Origin of the sequence: Formivibrio citricus (assembly GCF_900115065.1) — a bacterium.
Lineage (GTDB): Bacteria > Pseudomonadota > Gammaproteobacteria > Burkholderiales > Chitinibacteraceae > Formivibrio > Formivibrio citricus.
In genome coordinates, this window is record NZ_FOVE01000019.1 from 22,565 (window position 1) to 44,218 (window position 21,654).

The following is a 21,654-nucleotide window of genomic DNA, read 5'->3' on the forward strand; positions in this document are numbered from 1 at the left end:
AGCAGCCTCCCCTTCCGTATAACACAACTCCTGTGTCGTACCATTCTGCCATGGGTGGCGAAAGCGCTTCTAAGCGCGCTGTTTATGGCCTCTCCCCAAGGGCGGAGCCGAATCTCATCGCAATCCGAAAACCATCATTTGGGCCAACTCCCGTCGTGCCGGGCCGATGAGGTCCAGCGCCAGCAGGCCGAGGCTGCGCGCATGCCTGAGTGGGGCGAAGTCGGGGCGGAACAGCTCGACAAGGCCGTCGGTGAAGCCGGTGACGAGGTCCGCATCGCGGTGGCGCAGGTGGGTGTAGCGGGCAAGCTGGGCCGGGGAGCCCAGTTCGGCGCGCGGGCTGTTCGCCAGCAACTGCGCGAGCGTGTCGGCATCGCGCAATCCCAGATTCAGTCCCTGTCCAGCAATCGGATGCAGTGTCTGCGCAGCGTTACCGATCATGACCAGCCGTTTCCCCGTCACGTTGTCCACGGTTTTCAGCGCCAGTGCAAAGCTCGTACGCGGGCCCACCGCCGTCATTTTCGGCGTACGCTGGCCAAGCCGGGTATTGAGTTCGGAGAGGAAATCCGCGTCGCCGAGTGCCAGCCGGCGCTCGGCCTGCTCCGGCTCCTGCGCCCAGACCAGCGCCAGTTGCTCGCCGCAGGGCAGCAGCGCCAGCGGTCCGTCGGTGGCAAAGCGCTCCCACGCGGTGTTGCGATGGGCGGCTTCCGGAGTGAGCATCGCCAGCAGCGCGTGCTGGCGGTAGGGCTTGCAGCGGGGGGCAAGACCGGGAAGAGTCGCGGCCAGCCCGCCGCCATCGGCGAGCACCACGAGGCGGGCCGTGAGCGTATGCTCGAACTCCGCCTGCCGCAGCGTGGCGACGGCGTAACCGTCGAGCAAATCCAGCGCGGCGACTTCCGTTCCGGGTGCAAGCAGCCCCGGAGTCGTGGCCAGCCGCTCCCGCGCCAAACCAGCCAGCTTTGCATAGGGCACGACGCAGCCGAGTTCGGGCAAGCCGATTTCTTCGGCGGCGAGTTCGACCCGCCCCAGCGTGCCTTGCTGCGAGACATGCACGCGCTCGATGGCGGTAGGCTGCAGGCCGGCATCCCAAAGCCCGGCCTCGCCGAGGATCTGTCGGCTGCTCCACGAAAGCGCCAGCGCGCGCGGATCGTCGGCGGGTTCGGTGCGGGCTTCGGCGACCAGCACCGAGAGTTGCGTCTTTGCCAGTCGTTGGGCCAGCAAGGCGCCGACCGGGCCGCCGCCCACGATCAGCACGTCGACATGAAGGGGCAGGTTCGGTGTTCTCATTTGGCCGCCATCACGGTTTCGATATCCGCCACGCTGCGCGGGCACAGCGCGGTGAGGTTTTCGTGGCCGTCGGTGGTGACCAGCACGTCGTCCTCGATGCGGATGCCGATGTTCTCCAGATGCTTCGGCACATTCGCTGCCGGACGGATGTAGAAGCCCGGCTCGATGGTGAACACCATGCCCGGTTCCAGTTTGCGCCAGTCGTCGCCGACCTTGTATTCGCCCACGTCATGCACGTCGAGCCCCAGCCAGTGGCCGGTACGGTGCATGTAGAACTGCTTGTAGCTGCCCGATTCGAGCACCGCGTCGAGCGTGCCCTGCAACAACCCCAGATCGAGCATGCCCTGTGCCAGCACTTTCGTCGCCGCATCGTGGATTTCGTGCCAGGCCGTACCCGGCTTGGCGAGATCGAACGCAGCCTGATGCGCCGCGAGCGTGATTTCGTAGACGTCCCGTTGCGGGCTGCTGAACCGGCCGTTGACCGGGAAAGTGCGCGTGATGTCGCTGGCGTAGCCGTCGAGCTCGCAGCCGGCATCGATCAGCAACAGGTCGCCGTCCTGCATGCGGCGGTCGTTTTCCACGTAATGCAGCACGCAGGCGTTTGCGCCGGAAGCCACGATGCTGCCGTAGGCCGGAAAGCGGCTGCCGTGGCGGCAGAATTCGTGCAGGAATTCGGCTTCGATTTCGTATTCGACGAGACCCGGCCTGGCGGCGCGCATGGCGCGGATGTGTGCGGTGGCGTTGATGCGCCCGGCATGGCGCAGCAGTGCGATCTCGTGGGCATCCTTGTAAAGGCGCATCTCGTGCAGCGTGTTGCGGATGTCGACAATTTCGTTGGGGGCGCGGATGCCGTTGCGGACCTGGGCGCGCACGGCATCGAGCCAGCCCGCCAGTCGCCGATCCCAGCCCGCATCCTTGCCGAACGGGAAATAGATGCGCGGCTGGTTTTGCAGCAGTTCGGCGAGCTTCGCGTCGAGTTCATCAATCGGGAAAGCCGCATCGAAACCGAACTTTTCCGCCGCGGCGGCCGGCCCGTAGCGGTAGCCGTCCCAGATCTCGCGCTCCTCGTTCTTTTCGCGGCAGAACAGCAGGTTTTCCACCTTGCCCTCGCCGATTACCTGCACGAACACCGCTTCCGGTTCGCGAAAACCGGTCAGGTAGAAAAAACTGGAATCGAAACGGTAGGGATAGGAGGAATCCGCATTGCGCGCCATTTCCGGATTGGTCGGCAGGATCACCACGCCGGGGCGGAGCCGGCTGGCCAGTCGCTGGCGGCGCTCGGCGAATGAAGGGGGATGCGACATACGGCTTTCCATGAACGGTTTGCGGTGATTATACCTTCGCGGATTACATCCGCTCCCACAACCCTTGCAATGACCGCGGGTTTACCTGCCCCTTGGCCAGCGCCGAGGAAGTGGAGCGAGACCAGAGGCTCGCGACCGACCGAGGGTAGCCCGGAGGGCCGCAAGGCGGGGGCGGCTTGGGGGTGTTGGGGGCTTTGCCGAGACAAAGTCCCCAACCTGCCTGCCGTGCGGAAACGGCACTTAAACACTGCGCCGCAGGCGCTGAAGAAACTGGGTCGCGGCCTGTGCCTGCGTTTGCATGAAGCCGCGATATCGTTCAGCGCGCGTGAATACGCCGGAAAACCGGCGTGTTGTCCACCCCGTTGGCATACTGATCCAGCTTGTCGCCGACGCTTTCCTCTATCTTGTCCAGCCGTTCGCGCGGGCTGGGGTGGGTGCTGAACAAAAGCCCCACCGCATCATCCTTGGGATTGATGTTCCCGATGGTCGTCAGCACCGCAGGCAGGGCGAACGGGTTGTAGCCGGCGCGCGCGGCCAGCACCATGCCGTAGACGTCGGCCTCGAATTCGTCGTTCTTGTCCATGCCGCGCACAAAGATTTCCGTTCCCCCGGAGAAGGCATTGGCCGCGTAATTGGCTTCGCTGCGACCGCGCGATTCGGCGACGATCTTGGCCGTGGTGGAAAGGAATTCGCCGCCCTTGGCTGATTTCATCGCGCGGATCTGGTGGCCTTTGACCACATGGGCGATCTCGTGCGCCAACACGCTGGCAAGCTCGGCTTCCGAATGGAGCCGGTCGTAAAGCCCCCGGGTGATCAGGATGTAACCGCCCGGTGCGGCAAAACTGTTGACATGCAAATCGTCGGTCACGCCGAAACGCCACGGCAGGTTGGGTCGTTCCGATTGCAGCGCCACCCATAAACCGATCTGGTTCACATAGCGCTGCATGCCGGGATTGTTGACGAGCGGTGCCGCACCTAGAAGATCGGCCATGACGCGCCGGCCGATGGCGTCTTCCTGTTCCGGGGTGTAGTCCTTCAGCGCTTCGCCGGCGCTGCTGACGGCTTTGACGACCTTGCCCAAGTCGAGCCCGCCGCCGCTGCCACTGCCGCCCCCGCCCAGCAGGTCGCCCAAGCCGAATGCCAGCGCCGGATTGCTGATACTTGCACCGAAGGCCAGTGCGATAAGGAATTTTTTCATGGTCGTCTCCTCAATCACTGGTTTTTTGGGGTTGGGAGGTGCTGGCGGAGACCTCGATTGCGGCGACTTTCTGCGGTTGCAGTTGGCTTGTCTTGGCAAAGCGTTGCGCCTCCTGCGCATTGACGCCATAACTCTTCAGCCGATCCACTTCCTGCGGGCTGGGGCGGGCATTCTTGATCTGTTCGGCAGACAGCCCCTTGACGCCGGTCGTGACGGTGCTGCCCGAGGACCCGGTGCGTGCCACGTTGAGCAGTTGGCCTACGCCGCCCAGCCCTGTGCCGTTACTGCTGGCCATGCTGCGCAAATTGAGTACCTTGAGCCATCCGGATTTCCCCTCTCCGGTCCGGACCTGCGCCCAAGCGCCCTGACGGGACTGGATGTCGACCTTGCTGTCGGCGGCGATTCTGGCGATGGTGGCCGAGTCCAGGAAAGGTTTTTCCTTGAGATCGGTGGCGCGGGTAACGCTGCCGGGTTCGGCCAGCGCGAGCGCGCTGGAAAAAAGCAACAAAGGCAAGAGCTTGTGCATCATGCATCCTCCTGGATTCGGGAAACGCTGAACAATTGCTGCGAAGACGCATGGCTGCGTCGCGCCCTCTTGCGACTTGTTCAGTGCTTCCCTTGGGGTTCAAAAAGCGCCACGGCTTGCTCGCGGCCCTTGACCGTGTAGCTGCCGTGATCAATGAATTCGAAAGCGTTGGCAGAGGCCGCCCGGGTCGAATCGGATACCAGGATGCGCGAAACGCCCTTGGTCAGCCCCTCGATGCGGGAAGCGAGGTTCACCGTATCGCCGATTACAGTGTAGTCCAGACGTGCCTGCGAGCCGATGAATCCGACAACCGCCGGTCCGGTATGGATGCCGATGCCGACGTCGAAATGCTCGCCCAATTCCGGAATTTCGCGGCGGAAGTCTTCGAGCACCTGCGCCATTTCCAGTGCTGCGGCCACGGCATGACGGGCGTGGTCCGGGTCGTGCACCGGCGCGCCCCAGAAAGCCATGATCGCATCGCCGATGAATTTGTCGAGCGTGCCGCCGTGGCGGAATATTACTTCGACCTGCCGGGTGAAATAACGGTTCAGCAGGTTGACAATGTATTCCGGGGAATGCGTTTCCGACAGGGTGGTAAAACCGCGAATATCGGAAAACAGCACCGTGATTTCGCGCGATTCGGCGTGTTGCTCGGGATCGATTCGTCCGCTTTCCACCAGATCCTTGACCACGCGCGCATCGAGAAAGCGGCCGAACATGGCCACGGCCTGCGCACCGCGCGCCTTTTCTTCGAGATAGGCGAGCAGCGCGCCCAGCCAGTAATAGCCCCAGGCCCAAGCCAGCGAACCAGCCAGCGGCCAGAACTGGCGCAGGGCCAATCCCTGCCATTGCACGGCCAGCATGCCCGCCGAAACCAGCAGCAGCCCTCCGGCCAGCCACAGGGTGTTGATGCGGCGCCGGAAGCCCAGCCAGACCAGAAGCATCAGCGCAATGCCGAGCGGGGCGAAATGCCGGCGCGGCGGCGCTTCCAGCCAGTCGCCATGTTTCAGGTTGTCGATGGCGGTGGCCAGAATGTCAACGCCGGGGTAGAGCTTTGCGACCGGCGTGGGCCGCAAATCCCACAGTCCCGGCGCGGCAGCACCGATGATCACGATCTTGTCGGTAAATTCATTTTGCGGACGTTGCGGTTGTTGTTTGTTGAAATCCAGATACAGATCGGCATAACTGATGTGTTGGCGCTTGCTTTGCCAGTTGAGCATGAAGCGCCGTCCTTCCGGGGGCGGCCAGCCGAAATCATGCGCCAGCCGGGCGGGCAGCGAAGGCATGATCCAGCCGGACTTTTCAGCTCGCATCAGGTAATGGCGCCCCACGCCGTCGCTGTCCTTGTCGAAGTTGACGAGCCCGCCGCGCCAGGTTTCGGGCGGCAAAACCAGGGGAAGCAGCAAGGGCGCGCGCGCCTTGGGGTCGGCTCGGCCGGTTTTTTCCAGCTGCAGGATGGCAGGCAGATCGGCCAGCGGCGCGCCGAGGCCATCGCCGAGCAGGGCCATCGGCAAATAGACTTCGGGGTGCGCCTTCACCGCCTCGCGAAAAGCGGCTTCGCTGTCCAGGCGGAAGGTGTCGATCTCGTTAAAGAAGATGTCGAAAACGATGGCGCGCGGCTTCTGGCGGGCAATGCCTTCCACCAGTTCGGCATGGATCGCGCGCGGCCAGGGCCAGTTGCCGGCCACCTCGTTCAGGTTTTCCAGGCTTTTCTGGTCGATATCGATCACAACCACATCGGATGAGGCCGGGCGGTGTTGGGCATGAAGCTTCAGCAGGGCATCGCCTGCGCGCTGGTCGACGGCCTTGCCAAAACCCAGCCCGCCGTAATCCAGAGCCAGAAGGCCGGCCAACAGCAGGAACAGGGAGAAAAAGGACAGTTTGCGCAGCAGGGAGGTCATTTCATGGGGGGGCGGTATTCGTATCGTTTCAATTTCGCGGTTTTGGCTGTTTTTGTCCAGTGTCCCAAACTAAAACGACGCCGGACAAAGCCGGCGCCGAAGTGGGCTATCCTAATATCGGTCAGCAATCAGGCCGCGGCCTCGCAAGCGACATCACCCTGCACTTCCCCCAACGCTTCCATGGTCCGGATACGGGCGGCAATGTCATTTTCGACCGTTTGCATGGCGGCATTGCACTTGTCTGCTTCAAGCTGTGCCGCATTTCTTTCCGACTCCCAGTGCCGATACAGTTTGAGCAGTGACTGAATTTCCTGCGACAGGTCCGCTACAGGATAAGTTTTTCCATCAATGATCAAATTCGGTTGCTCGGCAACCTGATGCCCCAAATTGGCAGCAGATGCTGCGTATTTTTTGTAGGTAGCTACCATCGATACTTCCATCCCTGAAAAAGTTGCAAAACGCACCCGTCCCCGTTGTTCAAAAGGCCGCACAAAGCTTCCTTCCGCGCGCGGAGCGCCAAGGTACAATTCACAGCTAGCAGAGGAAATGACCGGTTGCCGAAAGCAACTCACAATCCTTTGCCTTGCCTCAAAAGGGTGGAAAATCGGTATAGGCGTTATAATCCGCCGCGTATACAATCAGTGAGTTAGCTATGACCCCCTCCGTTCTGATCTGCGGTTCGATGGCCTACGACACCATCATGGTGTTCCACGACCGGTTCAAGTCTCACATTCTCCCCGAACAGATCCATACCTTGTCCGTGTCTTTCCTCGTTCCGGAAATGCGCCGCGAGTTTGGCGGCTGCGCGGGCAACATTGCTTATTCTTTCCGTTTGCTGGGCGGCGATCCGCTCATCATGGCCACGGTCGGCAGCGATTTCGCACCCTATGCCACCCGTCTCGACGATCTTGGCATCAAGCGCGACTACATCCGCGAGTTGCCGGAACACTTTACCGGTCAAGCCTTCATCACCACCGATCTGGACGACAACCAGATCACCGCCTTCCACCCCGGTGCGATGTCGTTTGCCCATTTCAACCAGGTTGCGGACGTGAAAGTGCCGGTGCAGCTTGCGATCGTGACGCCGGACGGCAAGCAGGGCATGCAGGACCACTGCGAACAGCTTGCCGCCGCCGGTATCCCGTTCATTTTCGATCCGGGTCAAGGCTTGCCGATGTTCTCGGGCGAGGAACTGCTGCACCTGATCAAGCTCGCGGATTACCTCACGGTCAACGATTACGAGGCGCAACTGATCCTCAGCCGCACCGGCCTGACGCTGGAACAACTGGCTGCTGAAGTTAAAGCACTGATTGTGACCCGTGGCGGCGATGGCGCCTCCATTTACGCCGACGGGGTTTGCCACGAGATTCCGGTCGTCAAGGTGGACGAGATCGTCGATCCGACCGGCTGTGGTGACACCTATCGCGCCGGACTGCTGTACGGCATGGCACAGGGCTGGGACTGGCCGACCACCGGCCGGCTGGCCAGCTTGCTCGGCGCGATCAAGATCGGCTGCCGCGGCGGGCAGAACCACGCGTTTACCCGCGAAGAGCTGCAGGCCCAATATCAGGCGGCGTTTGGCGAGGCTTTGCCGCTCTGATGGTTGTGTTGGCCAAAACAAAATCCCCGGTTTGCAGGCCGGGGATTTTTGTTGAGTACTGGGCGAGTTACGCCGCCAGTCGCTCCACATTCGGGCGCGGTTTTTGTTCGGCTTGCCACAGATCGTAGGCTTGCTGCATTCCAAGCCACACTTCCGGGCTGGTTCCTAGGCAGGCGGCAAGGCGCAACGCCATATCCGCGCTGATGCCCGCATGCCCGTTCAGGATGCGAGACAGGTGCGCGCGGGTCACCCCCAGCTTGGCTGCCGCGTCTGTCACACTGACGCCTTCCAGCCATTCCTTCAATACTTCGCCCGGATGGGCAGGGTTGTGCATGCGGCTCATGATGCCCTCCTAGTGATATCCTGATAATCGACCAGTTCCACATTGCCATCGTCCAGAAACCGGAAGGTCAGTCGCCAATTGCCATTCACGGTGACCGACCAATGCCCGGCCAGATCGCCCTTGAGCGGATGCAGGCACCAGGCTGGCGCAGCCATGTCCTCCGGCCCAAGCGCGACATCCAGCTGGGTCAGCAGTATCCGCAACTTTCCCGCATGATCGGGCCGGATGCCCGCCTTGCTCCCGGTGCGGAAGAATGCTTCCAAGCCTTTGTGAGAGAACTTCTTGATCATGTGTATAGTGTATAGACACATGTAGCACATGACAATGGTCGTGGAATGCGCATCTCCGATGACAAAACGGGCCAGCATCTGCCGGCCCGTTTTGTTTTGGTGTTGCCCGATCAAGCCCGTGTTTCAGAACCTGTTCTCAGGGCATGATTTCCACGTACTCGTACACCGGGCACGACTCGATTTCCGCTCGCACGGTTTCGCTGGCCTTGGCGTACCACTCGGCCGGGTTGTGGCGGTCGATTTCCTCGCCGAGGAAGCGCACCAGCTCGCAGATCGGCTCGACCACGTTGACGCGGTAGTCGTTGTCGCCGTGAATGTAGCCGCGGTACAGGTTCTTCATGCAGTTGTAGCGGCAGAAGCCGAAGGCGCTGCAATCGTGGCAGGGCATTTCCGGGCGCGGTTGCAGCGGGCTCTTGGTCAACCAGTTGCCGCGCAGGTCGCCCTGTTGCAGCTCCGGTGCCCAGGCCATGTCCGGGCAGGGGAAGATGCGGCCGTCCGGCAATACGTTGATGATGTGCGTGGAGACGCGGCACTGGCTGTAGCCGCCGTGTTCGCGTTCCAGGATGTCCGGACGCACCTTGTTGCGCACGATGCCCATCAGCGGAATGACGGGATACAACTCGTCGGTACTCTGGAAGAAACGGGCCACGAGTTGGCGCAGGACAGCTTTCTTCTTCTCCATGCCTTCGGGGTCGTAGCCGCCTTCGGCCTGCATGAACTGCCAGTAGATGTAGTCGAAGTTTTCCAGCAGGCTGTCGATTTCCTCGAAAGTGGTATCCGGGCTGCTCCAGGTCATGCGCGCGGTGGTGCTGCCGCCGAGCGAGCCGCGAACCTTGCCGAGGTTCTTCACCACCTGCCTGTACACGCCCCTGCCGCGGAAATGGTCGGTGATGTGTTCTCCGCCATCGACCGAGATCAGCACGTTGGAGAGCTTGCCCAGCACCGGTTCCGGCAGGTTGTCGATCAGCGTGCCGTTGGTCTGCAACTGGAAGCGGAACTGCGGATGGCGCTGCATCACTTCCTGCATGAACTCGCGGTTCATGACCGGCTCGCCACCGTAGAAGGTGACGTAAACGTCGTAATCCTTGAGGTGGGTTTCAATGAAGCGGTCGAGGTCTTCCAGCGAGTATTCGACATGCCCCTGCGAATGCAGCACGTCGCCGACGGCGGCAGAGCAGTAGGTGCATTTCAGGTTGCAGTTGAGCGTGGTGAAGAGCTGCAGCTCGACCTTGTTGTGGCCGGGGATGACCGGCGCAAATGGTTCACCGCGCGGTACTGCACGGTGAAGGGTGATGACTTCCGCCATGATGGCCAGAATCCTCCACTAAACCCAGGAAATTGAATTGAAAAGGCCCCTTCGCTGGAAGGGGCGCACATTATACCCGCAAGCGTTTTTTTGGGGTTATTCCCAGCCCAGCAATGCCAACTCTTCGGTGGTCAGATAGCGCCATTCGCCTTCTTCGAGATTCAGGTCCGCGAGTTGCACCGGGCCGATCGCGCTGCGGGTCAGCGCGGCGCAGTGGTTCCCGGCGGCGGCGAGCATGCGTTTGACCTGGTGGTATTTGCCCTGGTCGAGCACGATCTCGATCCGGTTGTCGTCGAGTTTGCGGCAGGCCAGCGCGGCGAGCGGAGCGGGTTCGTCGTGCAGCTTCACGCCAGCCAGCAGCGCGGCAACGAGCTTGTCGCTGACCGGTTCGGCGGTGGTCGCAACATAGGTCTTGGGCTGGTGGCGCTTGGGCGAGGATTGGGCGTGGATGAACGCGCCATCGTCGGAGAGCAGCAACAGACCGGTGGTGTCGTGGTCGAGCCGGCCCACGGTTTGCACGTCGCGCCACTCGAAATTTTCCGGGAACAGAGACAGCACTCCGGGATGGCTCGAAGGCTTGCGCGAGCATTCGTAGCCGGCCGGCTTGTTGAGCACGAGGTAGACGTGTTCGCGGAATTCCCATTCTTCATCAAACACGGTGAAGGTCAGCCCTTCCGGATCGAACTCGGTTCGCCAGTTGGTCACGACCTCGCCGCCGACACTGACTTCGCCCTCCTCGATCAGTTCGCGACAGCCCTTGCGGCTGCCAAAACCCTGCGATTGGAGAATGCGATCTAAACTGGTTTTTTTCACAAAACTGTATCCTGCATAATGGCGGGTAACTTGTTACGATGAGTCCCCTCGAGGAGAAAACCCATGCATTCTCATGATTTTACCCCGCTTTATGCCTCCGCACCGCCCCTGGATGCACCGCTGGTTTTTGCGTTCGTCGGCGACGACCTGATCCTGACGGAGGCCGATGCCCTGCCCGGAGCCTCCGATCTGGCGGGGTTGCCCGCAGCGGACACGGATTGCCTGATCGGCGAGCTGGCCGGGGAGCAATGCCGGCTGGTGGCATGGCCGGCCACGGTGGAGTTGCCGCAGGGGCTGAGTCGGGTCAATCTGCGCCTCGTTTGGGGACGGATCAGCGAAGCGCAGTTTGCCGTGGCTTCCCGTGCGCGGGTGCTGCTGGCCTGGGATCGCCAGCATCGTTTCTGCGGCGTCTGCGGAACGCCGACCGTGCCGGCAGCCCACAATGCCTCGCGGGTGTGTCCGAACTGCAAGCAAAGCGCGCGCCCGCGGCTTTCTCCCTCGATCATGGTGCTGGTGCATCGCGGCGACGAAGTGCTGCTCGCACGTTCGCCGCATTTCAAGCCGGGCATGTACACCGCGCTGGCGGGGTTCGTCGAGCCGGGCGAGAGCCTCGAAGACTGCATCCATCGCGAAGTGATGGAAGAAGTCGGGATTCGCGTCAACAACCTGCGCTGGTTCGGCAGCCAGACCTGGCCGTTCCCGAATTCGTTGATGCTGGCATTCCATGCCGATTACGTCGATGGCGAAGTCACGCCGCAGCCGGGCGAGATCGAGGACGTGCGCTGGTTCCGCAAGGGCGAGCGGCCCGAGGAATGGCCGCATCCGGGCAGCATCAGCTACCATCTGATCCGCTCGTTCCTGGGATAAAAAAGGGGGAAAACAACATGATGATTCAACTGAAATTTTACATGTGGCAAGGCATTGTTTCGGCGCTGGTAGGCGCTGCTGCGTTCTATATGGATCGGGGCGATGTCGCTGCGCTGGGCATTCTGACGACGCTGTTGATGTTCGTCCTCCAAAACAAGCTGCGCGAGCGGTATTGAACATGTTTTTTGATTTTGATGCCGTAATTCCCCGGCAGGGCACGTCGAGCCTGAAATGGGAAAAATACGCCGGCCGCGACGTGCTGCCGCTCTGGGTCGCGGACATGGATTTTGCTGCGCCGCCCGCCGTGATCGAGGCGCTGCATGCACGCATCGACCATGGCATCTTCGGCTACACGCGCTCGCCGGCCAGCGCCAATGCGGCGGTCGTCGAGTATTTGCAGGCGCGCTACGGCTGGGCGATTCAACCGGAATGGATTGTCTGGCTGCCGGGGCTGGTGCCGGGGATCAACCTCGCCTGCCGCGCAGTTGGCGAACCCGGCGATGCGGCGCTGACCTGTACCCCGGTCTATCCGCCGTTTCTGTTCGCGCCGGGACTGAACCAGCTTGAACTGGTCGCGGTGCCGCTGTGCGAGCAAGCCGGCGAATGGCAGTTCGACTTTGCAGCCATGAAAGCGGCGATCACGCCGCGTACCCGCCTGCTGATCCTTTGCCATCCGCATAATCCGGTCGGGCGCATCTGGCGGCGCGAAGAGCTGACGCAACTGGCCGACTTCGCCCGGCAGTACGACCTTACCGTGGTCAGCGACGAAATCCACTGCGACCTGCTGCTCGACGAGGGGGCGCGGCATCTGCCTTTTGCCTGTGTTTCCGAGGATGCCGGCCGGCGGGCCATCACCCTGATGGCACCGTCCAAGACCTACAACCTGCCGGGGCTTTCGTGCTCGTTGGCCGTGATTCCGGATGCCGCGTTGCGCCAGGCTTTCCAGCGCGCCATGCGCGGGATCATGCCGGAGGTCAACGCGCTGGGTTACACCGCCACCGAAGCGGCGTTCCGCCATGGCGGCGAGTGGCTGGAAGCCTTGCTTGCCTACCTGCGCGGCAACTGCGACCGCGTCGTGGCAGCACTCGACGGCGTGGCCGGCCTCAGGGTCACGCGCCCGCAGGCGACGTATCTCGCCTGGATCGATTGCCGCGAGAGCAGCATCGAATCGCCGCAACGCTTTTTCGAAGAAGCCGGTGTCGGCTTGTCCGACGGCGCCGATTTCGGCCTGCCGGGTTTCGTACGCCTGAATTTCGGGTGCCCGCGCGCTACGCTGGACCAAGCGCTGAAAAGGATGAGGACTGCTCTGTTGTCCAGATAAAAACGGGTGCCAAGCGCCTGTCTGCCCGACTTTGCGTTAACGCAATAGCCGGGCAAAATGCTGTCAGGATTGAATGAAAGGATGGCGGCGCCCATGTGGCAATTCTTGCAGCGACTGTGGAAAAGTGAACCAAACGCATCTCAGTCGGTCGATCCGGAATTCATCGATCAATTGGTGGAAATCGCCAGTCCGCGCATCCGCATGGTCAGCGGTTACCGGGACAAGCTGGGGCCGGTCGTTGCCCATGCCGGCGAAGCCGTACATGCGTTGGAGGAAAAGCTGCCGCGTCCGGTGGTGCTGACCACCGAAAACTGGCGCGCTGATCCGCTGCTTGGCATCGCGTTCGCGAACCCGACGCGCATGGCGGAGATCGTGTCCGCGAGCGAAGCGGTGCGCCAGTGGTTTGTCCAGAACCCGCTGGCCGAACGCGCGTTTGCCGTGCTGGCCATGACGCGCGAGATCCATTCCCGCTACGGAATGGAAGAGAAAGACGGTTTCGTGCGCCAGGATGTATTGCAGCAAGTACTGGTTTTGCGTGAGCACCGCTTGGGCGAGCCGGTTGCCACCGAGGGCGAACTGGCCCGGCAGGCGCGGATGCGCGCCATGGAAGAACTGGCGCACCATGCGGCGCGACGCATCCAGAGCCTGGAGGCGGAGCGGGCGCTGATCGAAAGCGAGATCAACACCTTGCGCATCGCCTTGCGCCTGGGCGGCAGCACCGATCCGATTTCGGCCTCGGCCATGCAGCGCCAGCGCCAAAAACGCCTGGATGTGCTGACCGGCGATCTGGCCGTGACGCGCGATGCGTTGCAGGCCGAAAAGCAGCTGGCCATCCTGAGCGGGGCATTGCGCGATCCCGCCGGGCAGTTGCGGTTCTGCGAAACCGAGCTTGATGTCGACTCGCTGGGCGTGTTGCGACCGGGGGATGCGCGTGCGCGCCGGGTGCGTCTGGTTGAAATCGAGATGATCACCGATGCGCCCGTGCAGCGGGTTTTGCTGCCGGTGGAAATCCCCCGCGCGCTGGTCCGGACGGAAGAAGACCGGGCGGAGCCCAGCATTTTCAGTGTGACAGCGTTTTGATGCGCTGTTCGTATAAACGAGAACAATGTTTTGATGAAAACAAAAGAAGTCAGTCTGGAGGAAATCCTCGCCGCGCGGGACAGTCGGGTGGAGCGCCAGCAGGCCGCGCTGGCCCGGTGGCGCTTGCCGCTGGTATCCCTGACGCTCGTGATGCCCGGTCCTCTGAAGGATTCGGATACGGCCCGCTTCTTGCTGGATGAGGCCATTGCCGAAGTCGATGCCCTGTGCCGCGACCGGGGTTGGGTGGTGAGATCGTTCGAAGCCATTCGCCAGCCGACCGGGCCGGAAGCGCTGTATGCGGTCGATACCGATGCGCAAACGCTGAAGCGAGCGCTGACCGGGCTCGAAGAGCAACATGCACTGGGGCGCCTGTGGGATATGGATGTGATCGATCCGGTCGAGGGGAGCCTCTCGCGGCGCAGCCTGGGGCTGGAGAGCCGCCGCTGCCTGGTCTGTGATGAGCCGGGACATGCCTGCGCACGTTCGCGCGCACACCCGCTGCCCGAGCTGATGGCTGCGATCAAGGAGAGAGTGGATGGATACCGGCATCGCCGTGCCGCTTAGCGTTTGCCTCGGACAACAGTTCGTGGCCACTGAGCGCTCGGAGGAAATGGCTACCAGAATTGGTGCCCTGGCACATGAGGCGCTCATCCGCGAGGTGGAACTTACCCCCAAGCCCGGATTGGTCGACCGCCGCAATGCCGGATCGCACCGGGACATGGATTTGCAGACTTTCCATGCCAGCGCCGCGGCGATCGCCGAATGGTTCCCGGTGTTTTTCCGGCGTGGTTTGGTGGATTGCGACGTTCCGGCAAACCGCTTCCTGCCGTTGTTGCGACCGGAGGGGGTCGCCTGTGAAAACGCCATGTTCCGGGCTACCGATGGCGTCAATACCCACAAGGGCGGAATCTTTTCCATGGGCTTGCTTTGTGCTGCGGCAGGACGTCTGCACGGGCGGGGAGAGCCGCTTGGCCAGACAGCGTTGTGCGATGAGGTCGCGCAAATCTGCGCGGCGCTGGTAGAGCAAGAACTGGAAGGGCGCGCCGAAGCGACGACTGCGGGCGAGTACCTTTTCCGCAAGCATGGCTTGACCGGTGCGCGTGGTGAAGTGGCTGCCGGATTCGCGACGGTGCGCGAACAATCGCTGCCGGTTTTCGAGCGAACAAGGGAACGCCATGGCTGCGAGGAACGGGCGCTGCATGCGGCCCTGCTGCAACTGCTGGCATTCAACCGGGATACCAATGTCGTTTCGCGTGGGGGAATGGACGGGTTGCATTTCGTCCAGGCCGAAGCGCGACGCCTGCTGGACGACGGGGGGATCGATCTTCCCGACTACCTTGAACGACTTGCTAGCCTGGACGATGCGCTGATTGTCCGCAATCTGAGCCCGGGCGGAAGCGCCGATCTGCTGGCCGTGACGTGGTTCCTGGCGGACTTTCCGGCCTGAGCGGGATAAATTACCGATGGATGTTTGACGAAAAAATGCCAGATACGGGAATTCATGAAACCAGGTGGAAGCGTTTCGCACGCTCCTTGACGTTCGAGGTGCGCCTGTTTTTGCTGCTGCTGGCAGTGACACTGGTGCTGCTGCTGACCGTCGGGCTGGCAGTTTCCTGGGCGATGGAAGATCTGCTTTATGAGCAGATCGGCTTGCGGGCCGAGGTCCAGGCCAAACAGATCTCCAGTGATCCAGAACTCGTTGCGGCGGTTCAGACCAGGAATCTGCCAGAAATTGCTGCGGTAGCCTCGCGATTGGAAACAGCCACCGATGCCGATTTCATCGTGATCGGCGACAAGAATACGAAGCATCTTTACCATCCCGACCCGAAGGTGAAGCCGGGCAGCCAGATGCAAGGCGGGGACAACGCCGAAGTGCTGGAAGGGCGAACCTCCGTAACGCTTAGAAGAGGGACGCTGGGAGTGTCCTTGCGCAGCAAGGCCCCGATCCGTTCGCAGGCGGGTGACATCATCGGCATCGTTTCGGTCGGCTATCTGCAAAAGGAAATTTTCGAGAGCCATTCCTCGCATCGCGGCCAGATCGTACTTTTCCTTGTCGCACTGATGGTGGGGCTTTTCTGGAGCGCCTGGCGCTTCTCCCTGCATATCAAGCGGCAGATGCTGGGGCTTGAACCTGTCGATATCAGCCGGTTGGTCCAGCAACAGGAAGCAGTGTTCGAATCGATCCACGAGGGCGTGGTCGCCATCGGTGAGAGTGGGCGGGTGACCGCAATCAACCGGGCCGCGCGGGAGATTCTTGGCGATATCCGTCCGCATTCGCAAATCGTTGGCGAGTTTTTCAGCGAGCTGGTCGGCTTGCCCGGCTTTGGCCTGGCCGACAGTGCCCCCATGGAGGCCAAGGATGAAATCTATTTCTTCCGTGGTGTACAAGTCATCGCCAACATCGTTCCGGTCAGGATCAACGACATCCTGCAAGGCTGGGTCATCAGCTTCAGGCGCAAGGATGAAATCAGCACGCTTTCAATGCAGTTGAGCCAGATCCAGCGCTATGTCGATAATCTACGGGTTCTGCGCCATGAGCACATGAACTGGGTGGCGACCATTTCGGGTCTGCTGCAGATGCGGCATTACGATGAGGCGTTACGGCTGGCAAAGATGCAATCGGTGACGCAGCAGCAAGTCCTGGATTACATTTCCGGCGCATTTCTTGATCCGCGTATCTGTGGTCTGCTGATCGGCAAGTATTATCGCGCCAAGGAACTGGGTCTGGAGTTGGCGTTTGACTCGGGCTGTCGCTTGAATCGGCTTCCGGATGTACTGGCTGAAGCGGAATGGATGTCGATTTTGGGCAATCTGTTGGATAATGCGTTCGATGCCGCGCTGACCGAAGGCGCGCAAGGCAACAAGGTTACGCTTTACATGGCCGAAACCGAAAAGGAACTGATTATCGAAGTCGCTGACAATGGCTGCGGGATCGATGAATCGGTGCGGGGCCGGATTTTTGAGCGCGGAGTGAGCAGCAAAGGCAAAACCGCCGGCGAGCGTGGGATCGGGCTTTACCTGGTCAAGACTTACGTTGAGCAGGCGGGCGGCGTGATTACAGTCGATGACAACGAGCCATGCGGAACGGTGTTTTCGGTATTTATTCCCAAGGGAGTCAATCGTGCAAACGTATGATGTTTTGATTGTCGAAGACGAGGTGCGTCTGGCGGAACTGCATGCCGATTTTATTCGGGGTCTGGGCCGTTTCAATGTGACCGGCATTGCGGGAACGCTGGCCGATGCGCGCCGGATGATCGAAGCTTCCAAACCCAGGCTGGTTCTGCTGGACAATTACCTGCCGGACGGCAATGGTATTGATTTGCTTGAATATCTGGTGGCCCAGGGCGGAGAGGTTCGCGTTATTTTCGTCACGGCAGCCAGTGAGATGGAGACCTGCAGCAAAGCGATTGCCTGCGGTGCCTTTGACTACATCATCAAGCCGGTTTCCTACGACCGCCTGAAGGCGGCTTTGGAGCGCTTCTGCCGTTTCGTCGATTCGCAGCAAGGCAGCGAAAAGGTGGATCAGCGACTGGTTGACCAACTCTACAACCTGCAATCCAAACCGGCCAGTGAAGAGCGGCGAACCAAGGGCATCGAGGAATTCACGCTGGGGCGTGTGAAAGAAGTTTTCCTGTCGGGCTCACAGAGCGAAACGACCGACAGCGTGGCGCGAATTCTCGGGATCAGCAAGACCACTGCCCGGCGCTACCTGGAATTCTGTGTGGAAATCCAGTTTCTGACGGCTGAGATCGTTTACGGCAAGGTCGGCCGTCCGGAGCGGGTTTATCGGCGCTTTGGCGCTGAGTAAAAATAGTTTTTCATGGGCCGGCGCAACCGGCAAACGGGCGGACCGGTTTTTGCCAGTCCGCCTTTTTTGTGACCTTTCTCCTTCCTGGGGCGTATTTCGCCCCAGTCCCGCGCGATAGTCCTCGCTCGACTTGCCGTTCGTCGGCGCGCCTGGTTGGCTATTTCCCGCGCGCAAACCGAGTCGCGGCCCCTTCTCTGCTTATTATTGTAAAGCGCCCTTGAAATATGGCATGGCTCGCCCCTGCGTGTTGCCATCACCTTTTTCGTTCTTCTGGGGCTGCAGGCAGGTAAAAATCCCGTTTGCTGTTTTTTTTAATATGTTGCACAATATGAACTCATATAAAAAACATATAAAGAGACTTGGGGAAAGGTGGATCAAGCCGGGACTCCAGGTCAACAAGAACGATTCGGGGCTTTGCCCCGTCCGTGGAGGCGGAGAGATTGGGTGACTTGATCGGGATCTGCTGGCAGCCAGGGATGGCTCAATGCGAGAGCGGATTCTGTTTCGTATCGATGGATGCCTGTTTCTTTTTATAGTGAGTCGCGGCCATGAAATTTTGCCATATCCACCAAGTTGATCATGCTCTGACGGCAGCGGCGGAGCACTATGACTTCGTTCTCGTTCCCGGGCTGTATGACAGCGGTCCCGATCATTGGCAAACGGTCTGGCAGCAGCGTTTCCCTTTCTGGAAGCGGGTCACGCAGCGCAAATGGGATGATCCCTACATCGAACTGTGGATCAGTGCCACCAGTCGCCTGGTGCAGCAGTGCTCGCGCCCCGTCATCCTGGTTGGGCACAGCTTCGGTGCGCTGGCCTCCACCTGCGTTGCGCAGGAAATGCCGGAAAAAGTGGGTGGATTGATGCTGGTCGCGCCGGCCGAACCATCGCTTTTCGGCGTGGATTACATCGTTCCGGAATGCGATCTCGAAGTGCCAAGCGTGGTAGTCGCCAGCCATGACGACCGGGTGATGCAGTTTTCGCGAGCCATCCACTGGTCTTCCGTGTGGGGCTCGGAGCTGGTTGATCTTGGTAATGCCGGCCATATCAATGCCGAAGCCGGTTTTGGCTCGTGGCTGTACGGGCTGGAAGTGCTGCGCAGTCTGGCATCAAGGGTCGATGAGCAGCGCCAGGAGAAGTCCGAGCTGGTGCTGTCTGCGGATTGCTGATCTGCATAATCGGGGTCGCAGCACCACAAAAGAAAACGCCGCCTTTTAATGGCGGCGTTTTTCGTTGCAGAAGACCCGGTTTATTCGCCAAGCGAGAGCTTGAACATTTCGTGTTTGAGCATGAGCTGGCGGGGTAGCTTGTCGCCCAGTTTGTCGAACCAGTCCTTGTGACTTGCCAGTTCCTGATCCCAGGCATCGGCATCGATCTTGATCAGGGCCTCAAATTCTTCCTGGGTGATATCGCTGCCGGTCCAGTCGAGCGTGCCATAGCGCGGCATCCAGCCCAGCGAGGTTTCCTGGGCGCCGATCCGGCCGCGGCAGCGATCGACGATCCATCTCAGGACGCGCATGTTTTCGCCGAATCCCGGCCACATGAATTTGCCGTGCTCATTCATGCGGAACCAGTTGACGCAGAAAATTTTCGGCGATTCTTCGACGGTTCGGCCCATCTTCAGCCAATGGTTGAAATAGTCGCCCATGTGGTAGCCACAGAAGGGCAGCATGGCAAACGGATCTCGGCGTACCACGCCTTGTTCGCCAAAGGCAGCTGCCGTGGTCTCCGAGCCGAGCGTGGCGGCCATGTACACGCCGTAGCTCCAGTTGAATGCCTGGTAGACCAGCGGTACTGTGGTGGCACGCCGTCCGCCGAAGATGAATGCCGAAATGGGAACGCCGTCGGGGTTTTCCCAGTCAGGATCGATGGACGGGCATTGTGCGGCCGGTGCAGTGAAACGCGAATTCGGATGTGCCGCCTTGCGGCCCGTAGCCTTGCCTATTTCCGGAGTCCAGTCGTTGCCTTGCCAGTCCAGGCAATGTGCCGGCGGTTCCTTGGACATGCCTTCCCACCATACGTCGCCATCATCAGTCAGCGCCACGTTGGTGAAGATGATGTTCTCCTTCAACGTGGCCATGGCGTTGAAGTTGGTCTTTTCGCTGGTGCCGGGCGCCACGCCGAAATAGCCGGCTTCAGGGTTGATGGCGTAGAAGCGGGTGATGCCGTCTGCATCCTTGCGAGGCTTGATCCAGGCGATGTCGTCGCCAACCGTGTATACCTTCCAGCCGTTGAACGAGGCTGGCGGGATCAGCATGGCAAAGTTGGTCTTGCCGCAGGCCGACGGGAATGCGGCTGCAACGTAGGTTTTTTCTCCAGTGGGAGCTTCGACGCCCAGGATCAGCATGTGCTCGGCCAGCCAGCCTTCTTCGCGCGCCATGTTGGAGGCGATGCGCAAGGCGAAGCATTTCTTGCCCAGTAGCGCGTTGCCGCCGTAGCCGGAGCCGTAGGACCAGATTTCCCGGGTTTCCGGGAAATGGACGATGTATTTCGTCTTGGGGTTGCAGGGCCAGCGGGAATCCTTTTCGCCGTTGCTCAGCGGTGCGCCAACACTGTGGATGCAGGGCACATAGGCGCCGTCGGTGCCCAGGATGTCATAAACCGCCTTGCCCATGCGCGTCATGATGCGCATGTTGGCGACCACGTACGGGCTGTCGGTAATTTCCACGCCGATATGTGCGATCGGGGAGCCGAGCGGCCCCATCGAAAAAGGGACGACATACATGGTGCGCCCGTGCATGCTGCCCTTGAACAGACCGTTCAGCTTTTCGCGCATGCGGGCGGGGTCTTCCCAGTTGTTGGTGGGGCCGGCGTCTTCTTCTTTTTGCGAACAGATGAAGGTGCGGTCTTCCACCCGGGCAACGTCGCTGGGGTCGGACAGGGCCAGGTAGGAATTGGGGCGTTTTTGCTCGTTGAGCTTGACCAGCATCCCGGCCTCGACCATCTCGGCGCACAAGCGGTCGTATTCTTCCTGGGAGCCATCCACCCAGACCACACGATCCGGCTCGGTCAGTTCGGCAAGCGAGGCGACCCATTCTTTAAGGCCGTCGTGGCGAACATAGGAAGGCGCGGCATTCAGAGCGGCCTCTGCAAAGCGTTGAGTCATGAGTGCAATCCCTTGTATTCCCAGACGGATTCATCCAGAATCCGCCGCTAGCGCATATTCGTCACCCCGGGATTCTTCATGCGCCCCGAGTGTGGAGAACGGGATTATACAATGGCTCTTGTAATATTAGTTTCAAAAATAAGCCGGGCATCGGTTTGTAAATAGGCGCTTTCACCAAGAAGGCGCTTTTTTTACGGCAAAAAAGAGGCGGGGGCACAACGCCTGAACGGGCTGGCCCGGAATATCGCAGGCTTGTCTTGCGCGGCAGCCCGCATATCTGTTAAAACCGGACTCAATTTATCGGGTTCCGGCATGCTGATTCGCAAACTTTTCCGTTTTGAAAGCGCGCATATCGTGCGCAATTGCTCTTCGTTGCGCTGCAGTACTTCCATTCATGGGCATAGCTACAAGGTGGAGGTGTTGCTGGAGGCGCATGCGCTGGATCACGGGCAGATGGTGTACGACTTCGGCCTGATGAAAGGCAACATCCGCGATGTGATCGATGCGTTCGATCATGCCATCTGTTTCTGGGACAAGGACGATCCGGAGTACATCCGCCTGTGCAAGCAGTTTTCTGCGCGCTGGATTTCCATGCCGGTTTCGCCGTCGGCCGAGCAGTTTGCCCGGCTTTTCTTCGTCATCATCGAAGCCATTTTGCGACAGACCATCATGGGCAACGGCGAAGGCGTGGTGCGCCTGCATTCAGTCATCGCCCATGAAACGGAAACCGGTTACGCCCAAGCGTTCCCCGAGGATGCGCACAACGAGCGCATGGGGCCGATCCGCTTGGAGGAGATTGAATTTTCCGAGCAATGCCGCAAGGAATGGAGAGACCCGCAGATGTACGAAAAACTGCAGGCGGGAGAGCCCTTCATCAATTCTGCGCCGCCGCTGCAGGTCAAATAACGCC

The 21,654-nt window shown here is 60.7% G+C and carries 22 protein-coding genes; 11 read left to right on the forward strand and 11 right to left on the reverse strand.

What is annotated here, in order from left to right; translation table 11 throughout:
* Positions 1-114 precede the first annotated feature (114 nt).
* From BMZ36_RS11865 to BMZ36_RS11885, 6 genes are all read right to left on the reverse strand, one after another.
* The gene (locus tag BMZ36_RS11865; protein ID WP_091196751.1) at positions 115-1,284 is read right to left on the reverse strand and encodes an FAD-dependent monooxygenase; all 1,170 of its coding nucleotides are present in this window, start codon (positions 1,282-1,284) and stop codon (positions 115-117) included.
* On the reverse strand, positions 1,281-2,588 hold the full coding sequence (gene pepP / locus BMZ36_RS11870) for a Xaa-Pro aminopeptidase (protein ID WP_091196838.1): 1,308 nt from the start codon (positions 2,586-2,588) through the stop codon (positions 1,281-1,283). The genes BMZ36_RS11865 and pepP overlap by 4 nt, the downstream gene beginning before the upstream one ends.
* 316 nt (positions 2,589-2,904) lie before the next feature.
* A complete protein-coding gene (locus BMZ36_RS11875; RefSeq protein ID WP_177187874.1) occupies positions 2,905-3,786 on the reverse strand; it encodes a M48 family metalloprotease in 882 nt (293 codons plus the stop codon).
* A 10-nt stretch (positions 3,787-3,796) separates the two neighbouring features.
* On the reverse strand, positions 3,797-4,315 hold the full coding sequence (locus BMZ36_RS14390) for an SH3 domain-containing protein (protein ID WP_143086050.1): 519 nt from the start codon (positions 4,313-4,315) through the stop codon (positions 3,797-3,799).
* 77 nt (positions 4,316-4,392) lie between these two features.
* A complete protein-coding gene (locus tag BMZ36_RS11880) occupies positions 4,393-6,213 on the reverse strand; it encodes an adenylate/guanylate cyclase domain-containing protein (protein WP_091196756.1) in 1,821 nt (606 codons plus the stop codon).
* Between the two features lie 128 nt (positions 6,214-6,341).
* Positions 6,342-6,704 (reverse strand): hypothetical protein, encoded by a 363-nt coding sequence (locus tag BMZ36_RS11885; RefSeq protein WP_143086051.1) that lies wholly within the window; start codon positions 6,702-6,704, stop codon positions 6,342-6,344.
* Positions 6,705-6,865: 161 nt separating this feature from the next.
* On the opposite strand from BMZ36_RS11885, the gene BMZ36_RS11890 reads away from it, so the two are divergent.
* Positions 6,866-7,813, forward strand: coding sequence for a carbohydrate kinase family protein (locus tag BMZ36_RS11890; RefSeq protein WP_091196759.1), 948 nt, complete (start codon positions 6,866-6,868; stop codon positions 7,811-7,813).
* A 67-nt stretch (positions 7,814-7,880) separates the two neighbouring features.
* Here BMZ36_RS11890 and BMZ36_RS11895 read toward each other — a convergent pair whose 3' ends face one another.
* The 4 genes from BMZ36_RS11895 to BMZ36_RS11910 all read right to left on the reverse strand — a co-directional run bounded on the left by BMZ36_RS11895 (position 7,881) and on the right by BMZ36_RS11910 (position 10,565).
* Entirely contained in the window at positions 7,881-8,156 is a 276-nt protein-coding gene (locus BMZ36_RS11895) for a HigA family addiction module antitoxin (protein WP_091196761.1), read from the reverse strand.
* A complete protein-coding gene (locus BMZ36_RS11900; RefSeq protein ID WP_091196843.1) occupies positions 8,153-8,446 on the reverse strand; it encodes a type II toxin-antitoxin system RelE/ParE family toxin in 294 nt (97 codons plus the stop codon). Before BMZ36_RS11900 ends, BMZ36_RS11895 begins: the two co-directional genes overlap by 4 nt.
* Positions 8,447-8,582: 136 nt before the next feature.
* Complete coding sequence (locus BMZ36_RS11905) at positions 8,583-9,752, reverse strand: radical SAM protein (protein ID WP_091196763.1); 1,170 nt, start codon at positions 9,750-9,752, stop codon at positions 8,583-8,585.
* A gap of 96 nt (positions 9,753-9,848) precedes the next feature.
* A complete protein-coding gene (locus tag BMZ36_RS11910) occupies positions 9,849-10,565 on the reverse strand; it encodes a pseudouridine synthase (protein ID WP_091196765.1) in 717 nt (238 codons plus the stop codon).
* Between the two features lie 63 nt (positions 10,566-10,628).
* Between BMZ36_RS11910 and nudC the strand changes: the two genes are divergently transcribed.
* The 9 genes from nudC to BMZ36_RS11950 all read left to right on the forward strand — a co-directional run bounded on the left by nudC (position 10,629) and on the right by BMZ36_RS11950 (position 18,807).
* Positions 10,629-11,432, forward strand: coding sequence for an NAD(+) diphosphatase (nudC, locus tag BMZ36_RS11915; RefSeq protein WP_091196768.1), 804 nt, complete (start codon positions 10,629-10,631; stop codon positions 11,430-11,432).
* 17 nt (positions 11,433-11,449) lie between these two features.
* Complete coding sequence (locus tag BMZ36_RS14555; protein WP_177187875.1) at positions 11,450-11,608, forward strand: hypothetical protein; 159 nt, start codon at positions 11,450-11,452, stop codon at positions 11,606-11,608.
* 2 nt (positions 11,609-11,610) lie between these two features.
* A complete protein-coding gene (locus tag BMZ36_RS11920) occupies positions 11,611-12,753 on the forward strand; it encodes a MalY/PatB family protein (RefSeq protein WP_091196771.1) in 1,143 nt (380 codons plus the stop codon).
* A gap of 93 nt (positions 12,754-12,846) precedes the next feature.
* Positions 12,847-13,833 carry a hypothetical protein gene (locus BMZ36_RS11925; protein ID WP_091196774.1) on the forward strand — a complete coding sequence of 329 codons (987 nt, stop codon included), beginning with the start codon at positions 12,847-12,849 and terminating at the stop codon, positions 13,831-13,833.
* A 33-nt stretch (positions 13,834-13,866) separates the two neighbouring features.
* Entirely contained in the window at positions 13,867-14,397 is a 531-nt protein-coding gene (citX, locus tag BMZ36_RS11930; RefSeq protein ID WP_091196776.1) for a citrate lyase holo-[acyl-carrier protein] synthase, read from the forward strand.
* Positions 14,369-15,280, forward strand: a complete 912-nt coding sequence (gene citG, locus BMZ36_RS11935) for a triphosphoribosyl-dephospho-CoA synthase CitG (protein WP_091196778.1) — start codon at positions 14,369-14,371, stop codon at positions 15,278-15,280. Before citX ends, citG begins: the two co-directional genes overlap by 29 nt.
* Positions 15,281-15,315: 35 nt before the next feature.
* Positions 15,316-16,968 carry an ATP-binding protein gene (locus BMZ36_RS11940; RefSeq protein ID WP_218142723.1) on the forward strand — a complete coding sequence of 551 codons (1,653 nt, stop codon included), beginning with the start codon at positions 15,316-15,318 and terminating at the stop codon, positions 16,966-16,968.
* Positions 16,955-17,641 (forward strand): response regulator, encoded by a 687-nt coding sequence (locus tag BMZ36_RS11945; RefSeq protein WP_218142724.1) that lies wholly within the window; start codon positions 16,955-16,957, stop codon positions 17,639-17,641. The genes BMZ36_RS11940 and BMZ36_RS11945 overlap by 14 nt, the downstream gene beginning before the upstream one ends.
* A 548-nt stretch (positions 17,642-18,189) precedes the next feature.
* On the forward strand, positions 18,190-18,807 hold the full coding sequence (locus BMZ36_RS11950; protein WP_091196781.1) for an RBBP9/YdeN family alpha/beta hydrolase: 618 nt from the start codon (positions 18,190-18,192) through the stop codon (positions 18,805-18,807).
* An 80-nt stretch (positions 18,808-18,887) separates the two neighbouring features.
* Here BMZ36_RS11950 and BMZ36_RS11955 read toward each other — a convergent pair whose 3' ends face one another.
* Entirely contained in the window at positions 18,888-20,744 is a 1,857-nt protein-coding gene (locus BMZ36_RS11955) for a phosphoenolpyruvate carboxykinase (GTP) (protein ID WP_091196785.1), read from the reverse strand.
* 312 nt (positions 20,745-21,056) lie between these two features.
* Here BMZ36_RS11955 and BMZ36_RS11960 point away from each other — a divergent pair, with 312 nt between their 5' ends.
* Complete coding sequence (locus BMZ36_RS11960; RefSeq protein ID WP_091196788.1) at positions 21,057-21,650, forward strand: 6-pyruvoyl trahydropterin synthase family protein; 594 nt, start codon at positions 21,057-21,059, stop codon at positions 21,648-21,650.
* Positions 21,651-21,654: the final 4 nt, after the last annotated feature.